The organism is Streptococcus sp. HMSC078H12, from assembly GCF_001814615.1.
GTDB classification, from domain to species: Bacteria; Bacillota; Bacilli; order Lactobacillales; family Streptococcaceae; genus Streptococcus; species Streptococcus salivarius_F.
Genome location: NZ_KV817319.1, coordinates 1 through 247, shown reverse-complemented (window position 1 = coordinate 247; position 247 = coordinate 1). Strand labels below are relative to the sequence as shown.

The 247-nt window shown below is 51.0% G+C and carries 2 tRNA genes; both read left to right on the top strand.

The annotated features are described in order from the left end of the window. The first annotated feature begins 33 nt into the window (after positions 1-33). Positions 34-107, top strand: a tRNA-Met gene (locus HMPREF2979_RS04380). Between the two features lie 16 nt (positions 108-123). Next, positions 124-197: transfer RNA gene (locus tag HMPREF2979_RS04375), tRNA-Ile, on the top strand. Positions 198-247: the final 50 nt, after the last annotated feature.

The following is a 247-nucleotide window of genomic DNA, read 5'->3' as shown; positions in this document are numbered from 1 at the left end:
GTCGCAGGTTCGAATCCTGTCTTCCCGATTTATGGCGGTGTAGCTCAGCTGGCTAGAGCGTCCGGTTCATACCCGGGAGGTCGGGGGTTCGATCCCCTTCGCCGCTATATATATGGATTTCTTGGACCTTTAGCTCAACTGGTTAGAGCACTCGGCTCATAACCGAGCGGTCGTAGGTTCGAGTCCTACAAGGTCCATATATTAATTATAATATTTGGAGGATTACCCAAGTCCGGCTGAAGGGAAC